Source organism: Mesorhizobium sp. M4A.F.Ca.ET.090.04.2.1 (assembly GCF_003999085.1).
Lineage (GTDB): Bacteria > Pseudomonadota > Alphaproteobacteria > Rhizobiales > Rhizobiaceae > Mesorhizobium.
Genome location: NZ_RZOT01000042.1, coordinates 1 through 8197 on the forward strand (window position 1 = coordinate 1; position 8197 = coordinate 8197).

Annotated in this window: 8 protein-coding genes; 2 read left to right on the top strand and 6 right to left on the bottom strand. The window is 65.3% G+C overall.

Translation table 11 applies throughout. The annotated features are described in order from the left end of the window. Positions 1 to 411: 411 nt before the first annotated feature. The 4 genes from EN781_RS05345 to EN781_RS05360 form a co-directional block, all read right to left on the bottom strand. The gene (locus tag EN781_RS05345; RefSeq protein WP_126055396.1) at positions 412 to 819 is read right to left on the bottom strand and encodes a TadE/TadG family type IV pilus assembly protein; all 408 of its coding nucleotides are present in this window, start codon (positions 817 to 819) and stop codon (positions 412 to 414) included. Next, entirely contained in the window at positions 809 to 1249 is a 441-nt protein-coding gene (locus tag EN781_RS05350) for a TadE/TadG family type IV pilus assembly protein (RefSeq protein WP_126055397.1), read from the bottom strand. Before EN781_RS05350 ends, EN781_RS05345 begins: the two co-directional genes overlap by 11 nt. 4 nt (positions 1250 to 1253) lie before the next feature. After that, a complete protein-coding gene (locus EN781_RS05355; RefSeq protein ID WP_245492373.1) occupies positions 1254 to 2504 on the bottom strand; it encodes a pilus assembly protein TadG-related protein in 1251 nt (416 codons plus the stop codon). Between the two features lie 125 nt (positions 2505 to 2629). Continuing rightward, positions 2630 to 2866: a hypothetical protein gene (locus tag EN781_RS05360; RefSeq protein ID WP_126055398.1), complete on the bottom strand. Its 237-nt coding sequence runs from the start codon at positions 2864 to 2866 to the stop codon at positions 2630 to 2632. Positions 2867 to 3158: 292 nt separating this feature from the next. On the opposite strand from EN781_RS05360, the gene dinB reads away from it, so the two are divergent. Then, complete coding sequence (gene dinB / locus EN781_RS05365; protein ID WP_126055399.1) at positions 3159 to 4412, top strand: DNA polymerase IV; 1254 nt, start codon at positions 3159 to 3161, stop codon at positions 4410 to 4412. Positions 4413 to 4729: 317 nt separating this feature from the next. On the opposite strand, the gene EN781_RS05375 is transcribed toward dinB, so the two are convergent. After that, positions 4730 to 5173, bottom strand: a complete 444-nt coding sequence (locus tag EN781_RS05375; protein WP_126055400.1) for an SRPBCC family protein — start codon at positions 5171 to 5173, stop codon at positions 4730 to 4732. 144 nt (positions 5174 to 5317) lie between these two features. Further along, a complete protein-coding gene (locus tag EN781_RS05380) occupies positions 5318 to 6385 on the bottom strand; it encodes a glycosyltransferase (protein ID WP_126055401.1) in 1068 nt (355 codons plus the stop codon). A 714-nt stretch (positions 6386 to 7099) separates the two neighbouring features. Between EN781_RS05380 and EN781_RS35140 the strand changes: the two genes are divergently transcribed. Then, on the top strand, positions 7100 to 8197 hold a 1098-nt coding region (locus EN781_RS35140; protein ID WP_245492546.1), incomplete at its 3' end, for an amidohydrolase family protein.

Below are 8197 nucleotides of genomic sequence, written 5' to 3' on the forward strand. Positions count from 1 at the left end.
ACTGTTGCCATGGCCGCCGCCGTTGCCGCCGCCATTGCCGTTGCCGGCCAGCGCCGGAGAGGCCAGGAGCGCGAATGCGGCCACCGCCGCCAATAGGGTTTTTCGGGTTGTCATAGTACCTCCTCGGGGATTCGCCACCTCGCCTACCCGCTATAGCAGTGTCGTATGCAAATTTGCTAATTCGAAGAAGTAAACTTTAGACAAATATAGTAGCGATGCGCGACCAACGCGCCGAGCGGAACGGGTAAGATATTGAAACCAAAGAGGATTATGGCGAACCAATAGCGACTGCACCCTTTGGACCGCAGAAGCCCTATACTGATCAGACCTTGGTCCTAACTGATCATGGGACGCAGTTACGCCAGCAACATCTTGCAGAACACCAAGTGAAACCTTTTGGCGGCAAGATGCTCAGCTTGCAACCAAAGGTACAGTGACTGTCGTTGCGTAATTGATCGGATACTGGTCGAAATACGGGAACTCGATGACGAAGGCGTAGCTGGCGGTCAGGTGCGCCATCTTGAAGCCGCCGCTGGCGGGATCGGTCGCTATCGTCACGACGACGTTCTTCAAGCCCAGCGCCAGCAGTTTCTGGGTGGCGATCGCCTGGATCTGGCTCTGCGAGAGCGTGTTGTTGAGCTGCAAGGCGCGGGCCGACGTTTCCAGCGTGTAGCGGACGGTCGACGTGGCATTGAACGACCAGCCGAACGCGAAGATCCCGAACAGCAGCATCACCAGGAACGGCGCGATCAGCGCGAACTCCAGCCCGGCGCCGCCGGACCGGTCGCCGAGCCATCTGGCGATCCGTTCAGCGGACACGGATCACCTCCTGATGGGTCATCACGCGCGGATCCGGAAAGATGCCGAAATTGAACGGCGGCACCCAGGTGCCCGTCGCCGTGATCTGGATGAAGGCATTCGGCAGCTTGGTTCCGCCGCAGATCGTGGTCTCATCCACCACCGTGGTGCCGCACTTGTAGGATCTGACAAGCACGACCGCGGCATCTTCGGGCTTGTTGTCCCAGCTCGAAAACGCGACCGCCTGCGTTCCCGCGTCATTGGTCGCGCCGGCCATCACCAGATTGGCCGCGGTTTTGACACCGGCGCGCATCTGCAGGTAGCTCGTCACGTAGGACCAGCCGTCGGCGATGCCGAGGCAGACGAGGCACAGGATGGGCAGCACCATGGCAAATTCCACGGCGGCTATCCCGGTCTTGTCCCGGAAGATGCGTGCGACCCGCTCACCCATCCGGCTACTCGACGAGCTGAACGGACTGCGCCGCCGGAATGTCCTTCATTCCGTAGCTGGTGCAGTCCTGCTTGATGGTCGTGCTGCCGGACCACTGGATGGTGTCGGCGACGACCTGGGTGCAGCCGCCGTTCCCGGAGAAATTGCCGAGGTAGTTGACCTGCTGCCTGGGGAAATAGATGGCGCCGGTCAAAAGCGAGTCCGCCGTGCCGTTGAACGTGCTCTGCGCCGCGGTCCCCGTCCTGTCGCCGTAGAACAGCACGCCGGAATAGGTGCCGGAGGTCGGCGCGCTCAGGTTCACCGTGGCGTTGCCGTTCATGCTGACGGTGTTGCTGCCGGACATGAAGATGGTCACGCCGGTGCAGGGTGCGGCGCAGGTGATGACCGCGTTGGCGTTGATCTTGAAACCGCCCTGCACGACATAGACACCGGAAGAAAGCGCGACATTGCCCTTGAGGTCCATGCCGCTGCAGTAGGTGCCGGCCTGGAGCGTTTGCGACGTCTTGTTGCCGTTGACATTCCTGCACGGGTTGGTGGCCGCGGGCGTCGGCAGGCTGGCGTAAGGATCGGCGGCAGGCAAGGCCTTGGTGACGTTGGAGCTGCAGGTCGTGGTCGCCGGATTGTTCAGCACCATGCCACCGACGGTGACAAGGCAGTCGGCCTTGAGCGCGGCCGATCCCTGCGTCCTGATGGCGTCCGCAGCAACCGAATTCGACATGATGACGCAGCCGGTGAGGTTGACGCTGGTGTTGCCGGAGAAGAGCGCCGCCTGCGGGGCCGACTGATTGAGCGCCTGGACGCAGGCCTTCGAGGCGTCGGTGATCAGCGCTACCGCCCTCGCCCGCTGCGGAACCGGGCTGCTGTTGAAGATGGCCGTGAAATAGCGATCGAGCTGCTGGTTGACGATGACCTCGACCGCCTTCTTCGCGGTGTTGGGGCCTGAAGACGGCGGCGTGTTGACCTGGATCGTGCCAGCAAAGCCGTTGGTGGTTGCCGAGGTGGTGGAGGCGGCGACGATGGTCGGGTTGTCCGAACCGGCGACCTTTTCCAACGCGCCCGCATAGGCCGCGGCATCGGCCACCGCCTGCAGCTTCAGGCTGCTGTAGTACCAGAGCGAGGTCTCGACACCGAGGCCGGCGCCGCCAACGACCACCGGCAAGGCGAAGGCGAAGATGACGGCGACGTTGCCGCCCGCGCCTCTGCGTCCCAGCAGGCGGTGAAAGTGATCCATGAAGAAACGGGCGCGCAATGCCATGCCACCATATGAGCAGGCATGCATAAACGAATGCCTAAGATTTTCGCTCGACTTGTCGCGGGCGGCGCTTGAAGGGCCGATTTTTCAAAGACTTGCCGCAAATGGCGCGTCTTTGATATAGCGGCTTATGGCGCCCTGAGGATATCGGCGCCCGGCTGCTCGTCGAACAGCACGGAACAGCCGCGTTCCAGCGCCACGGCCGACAACTCGTTCGCCACCATCTCGTCCGGCGAAATGAAATCCCCGGTCAGCACGCGCAATTCCTCCACTGCCCGTGCCATCGAAACCAGGCGTCCGGCGGCACGGCCGGTGACGCAGGCATTGACGATATAGACGAGGTCTGAAATCTCGAAGTGGCCCATGTCAGGCCTCCCGCAAACGGCGTCCCTATCCGTCAACAACGCCGCCGGCCAGACGATGTTCCGGTCTTCGGCATCGTACCTCGTAATGCTGCACTGCGCTGCGACGTCCCCCCAAAGTGGCAAAAAAACGAGATTCCGACAAGATTGCGCATCCTCGCCGTTGGCCGCGACGAATGCCCTCGCCGGGCCCTCGGCGCCGCTTGACAACAGACCCTGTTTGTTCTCTTTTTGTTCGACAAAAAATTCCTTAAAACAGGCCCTGCTAATGCTGCAACGCCGCAAGGTGAACGGGATGGCGCAGGGCGCAGAAGCCACCATCCTGCATGCCGATCTCGACGCCTTCTATGCCTCGGTCGAGCAATTGCTCGACCCCTCGCTCAGGGGCAAGCCGATCGCCGTCGGCGGTGGCGTGGTGCTGGCCGCCTCCTATGAAGCGAAGGCCTTCGGCGTGCGCGGCGGCATGCCCGGCCGCAAGGCACGCGAGCTTTGCCCTGAACTCATCTTCGTCGGCGGCCACTTCAGCGAGTACCAGCGCCTCGGCGACGCGGCGATCAAGGTGCTCGACGATTTCACGCCGCTGGTCGAGCGGATATCGATCGACGAGGCCTTCGCCGACGTCGCCGGCTGCACGCATCTGTTCGGGCCGCCCGACGAGATCGCCCATGCCATCCGCCGCCGCGTGAAGGCTGAGCTCGGCCTGCCGATCTCGATCGGCGTGGCGCGCACCAAGCATCTGGCCAAGATCGCCTCGCAAGTCGCAAAACCCGACGGGCTTGTCGTGGTCGAGCCCGGCACCGAGCTCGCATTCCTGCACGACCTGCCGGTCACGCTGATGTGGGGTGTCGGCCCGGCGACCAGGGCGCGGCTGGCCGACATTGGCGTCGAGACCATCGGCCAGCTCGCTCGCACCCATGGCGGCGCGCTGAAACGCCTGCTGGGCCCGGCCGCCGGCGAAAAGCTCGCAGCGCTTGCCTGGAACCGCGACCCGCGCCGGCTGGAAACGCACCGCCGCGCGCACTCCGCCGGCGCGCAGTCGGCGCTTGGGCGCAAGCCGGCGCTGCCGCGCGTCTTCGTGCCGACGCTGCTGCATCTCGCCGACCGCGTCGCCAGCCGCCTGCGCGCCAAGGCGCGGCCCGGCCGCACCGTAACGGTGCGCGTGCGCTTCGCCGACATGCGCGCCGTCAGCCGCTCGGTGACGCTGGAGCAGCCGATCCAGGCCACCGCGATGCTGGCCGAGATCGCCGAGGAACTGGTGCGCGGCGTGCTCGCCGCCAATGCGCAGGAGCGGGAGATTTCGCTGCTTGCCATCTCTGTCTCGCATCTGGAGGAAAGTGCCGAGCTGCAGCTCGAACTGCCGCTCGGCCTCGCCGACGAGAAGCTCAGGCCCGGCAGCCGCAAGGGCCTCGCCCGCTTCGGCGCCGACCGCGCCATCGACAAGATCCGCCAGCGTTTTGGGCGGGAGGCGGTCGGCTACGGCACGGTGGCGCTGGAAGCAGCACGCTCGGTGCCGGATGCGTTCAGGGAGCTGGCCGAGAAGGAGCTGTAGTTGGCCGATCGCCAACCCTACCGGCGACCGGTGCTCCAGTAGCGGTGGACCCTGACGCCGCCGGCGCTTCCGCCGCGCCATGGCTCGCAGGCGATCCCGTCACGGTCGGCATCATGTGTCGGCCAGTAGCCGGGTGGCCCGCGACGCCAATCTCCCCGTCGGGGAGATGGCCGGCGGGACAGAGGGGGGCTCGGCGGCGGGTGGCGCCCTGCGAGGACTCCCTCTCCGTCTGCTTCGCGGCCACCTCCCCCCGCCATTTGGCGGGGAGAGGCGGGGCGTCGTCGCCGTCACCGCTGCGCTCTCTCGGGCGACATGCCCTACTGATTGATCTCGGGCTCGACGAGTTTTGCCAGGTTGCGGAGCGACTCCTGCCAGCCGAGATAGCAGGCTTCGACCGGGATGGCGTCCGGAATGCCTGCCTGCGTGATGTCGAGGTCGGTGCCGCACGATACTTGCTTCAGGATCACGGTGACCTGGATCTCGCCCGGCAAGTTGGGGTCGTCGAACCTGTCGGTGTAGCGCAGGCGCTCGCCCGGGACGAGTTCGAGATATTCGCCGCCGAAGGCGTGGCTGCCGCCCGTGGTGAAGTTGCGGAAGGACATTTTGAACGTGCCGCCGACCTTTGCCTCGAAACTATGCACCGTGCAGGTGAAGCCGTTCGGCGGAAGCCATTTCGCGAGCGCGTCCGCTTCGACGAATGCGCGGTAGACCTTCTCCGGCTTGGTCGCCAGAACGCGGTGCAAACGTACGGTGCTTGGCATATCGTATGTCCTCTCTGATTTGCTGATCGATGCCCCAAGGACGTACGGGGGCCTGGCCAGTCCGACACGGGCTGTCAAATTTCTTGAAGCCCTGCCCTCTCCCGCTCCCTGCCCTGCTCAGCGAAGCATGTGAGGCGAATGCTTTCAACCCATCGCCTGGCGGATGGATTTGGAGAACCGCGCGAGGAAGGCCGGCCGCGACGCGGCGTCGAGCTTCCAGGACAGCACGGCGAGCGCCATCCTTCCGGGCAGCATGCCGACGGACAGGAACCAGGCGGCAAGCATGGCGCGACGCCTGAGCGAGGCCGTCATCTCGAGGCTGGCGACGGCGCCGTGCGCGGCAAGCGCCAGTTTGGAATCATTGGCGACCGGGTGCCGGTCGGGGTCGGCGCAGAGCGAGGCGAGCCGCTCCTCCAGATGAAGCGTATCATGCAGGACGGTCTCGGCCGGCTCGACCGCCAGGCCGACGCCCGAGACCTGGCCCGACAGCGCCGCCATGCGGTGGAAATCATGCGCCACCCGCCACCGCGCCCGCTCGGCAAGCTTTTCGCCGAAGACGGAATGGTTGGCGCCGTGGATACGGTAGGCGCCGACGCATTCCTCGATCGACTGCACCTGCCCGTAGAGCGGCGCCAGCGTCGCCAGATAGCCATCGGCGCCCTGGCGGAAATCGGCTTCGGGGATCGGCATGATGGTGTCCAGCGTCGAGCGTTCGAAGGCGAGTCCGCTGGTCACCGTCGTCTGGTAGCGCCCCTTGTGCAGCAGCTTCGGCACCACGTCGCCATCGTCGAAGGGAAGTTCCGGCGGCGGGAAGACATCCTTGACGCGCTGTGCTTCGTCGACGATGTGCAGCCGCGACTGCACCTGCGCGGTCGCCGGATCCCAGGCGTCGACGATCCTGGAGACGGCGTCCGGGTAGAGATAGTCGTCGGCGTCGAGGAACAGCACGATCCTGCCTGAGCTTGCCGCGAAGCCGGTGTTGAAGGCGGCGGCATGGCCGCCATTCCTTGGCCGCAGGCAGGCGCGGATGCTGTCGCCATAGGATTCTATGACCGCCGCCGAACCGTCGCTCGATCTGTCGTCGACGACGATGACCTCGACGTCGTCATGGTCCTGGCCGAGCGCGCTGTCGACGCTGCGTTCGAGGAAGCGCGCGTAATTGTAGTTCGGGATGATGATGGACACCGGAATCCGGCTGGGCATCGGATGCATCGCGTTGGACCTCGCATTTGCTTTGGTTTCGGCGGAACCCGCAGGAATAAGCCTTAAGCCCGCGAGTTTCCCTGGGGCAAGACTTGCGCTTGCCTCGGGTGGACGGGTTGCGTTGCGACGTCAGCTGAGCGGCCGCGATTGCCTTCGAGGGTCATCCGCCGCAGGCATTCGGCGCGCCGCGGCAAGGCAGTCGGGGATCCGGTCCGGATGGTGCAGCGGCCGGCTCCGACGGGAATGGTCCTTCATTCGATCCGGGACAGTGCGTCCCGCGCCCCGAAGGCATATCCGGAGTGTGACCGCGAAATGCGGCCGTAACAAGCCCGGGGCGTCGATTGCGCCCCTCAGGCTGGAGCGGACGTTGCTCCAGTATTTGTCCGTACGCAGTCCCGGACGGAAAACCGCTGCGCACTTTTCCTGGAATTGCTTCTAGCTTACGCAATCCCGGACGGAAAACCGCTGCGCACTTTTCCTGGAATTGCTTCTAGCTTACTTGAAGCCCCCGCTTCTCATATTATGGATTGCCCATATGACTGGTTCGTGATCGACCGTATGACCGAAATGCAACACGTCCACCCTAAGGTCTGCCCGCGATTTCCGGTGCCGGAACACCTTTGCGACGTGTCGACAAGGCGGCCCGGCACCGGCCAAAGTCACGCCCCTTGACCGCTTCGGCGGTTGGGACGAGCGTAGCGGCAGACTTTGCCTGGGGGACCCATGGATTCGAAGAAACTGCTGACCCGCATGATCCGCGCCGGCGCCGGCGAGATTCCCGCCGACCTGGTGGTCCGCAACGTGCGGCTGCTCGATGTCGTCACCGGCAGGGTGAGCGAAACCGACATCGCCCTCGTCGGCGACCGCATCGTCGGCACCCATGCGCGCTATCAGGCTGCCGAGGTGATCGACGGCCGCGGCCGCTTCGCCGTGCCCGGCTTCATCGACACGCACCTCCACATCGAATCCTCGCTGGTCAGCCCGCTCGAATTCGACCGCTGCGTGCTACCGCACGGCGTCACCACCGTGCTTTGCGATCCGCATGAGATCGCCAACGTGCTGGGCGTCGAAGGCATAAGCTATTTCCTCGACTGCGCCGAGCGGACCATTCTCGACGTGCGGGTCAACCTGTCGTCCTGCGTGCCGTCGACGGCGTTCGAGACCTCGGGCGCGCGGCTGGAGGCGGAAGACCTCGTCCCGCTCCGCGCCCATCCCAAGGTGGTCGGCCTCGCCGAGGTGATGAATTTTCCCGGCGTGCTCGCCGGCGACGAAGGCATGATCGCCAAGCTCGACGCCTTTTCAGACGGCCACATCGACGGCCACGCGCCGCTGCTCAGGGGCCAGCGGCTCAACGGCTACCTGGCGGCCCGCATCCGCACCGACCACGAGACCACGACCGCGGCCGAGGCACGGGAAAAGCTCGCCAAGGGCATGGCGATCCTGATCCGCGAGGGCTCGGCCTCCAAGGACCTCGACGCGCTGGCCGAGATCCTCGACGCCGATACGTCGAGCTTCGTCGCGCTGTGCACCGACGACCGCAATCCGCTCGACATCGCCGAGGAAGGCCATCTCGATTCCTCGATCCGGCGGCTGATCGCCAAGGGCCGGCCGCTGCATCATGTCTACCGCGCCGCCAGCCATTCCGCGGCGCGCATTTTCGGCCTCACCGATCGCGGCCTGGTGGCGCCCGGCTGGCGTGCCGACATCGCCCTGCTCGACGACCTCGAGGACTGCCGGGTGAGCGATGTCGTCTCCGCGGGACGGCTGGTGACGCCGGAACTGTTCGAGACCCGAGGCACGGTGGCGCCGGTCGGCCTCGGC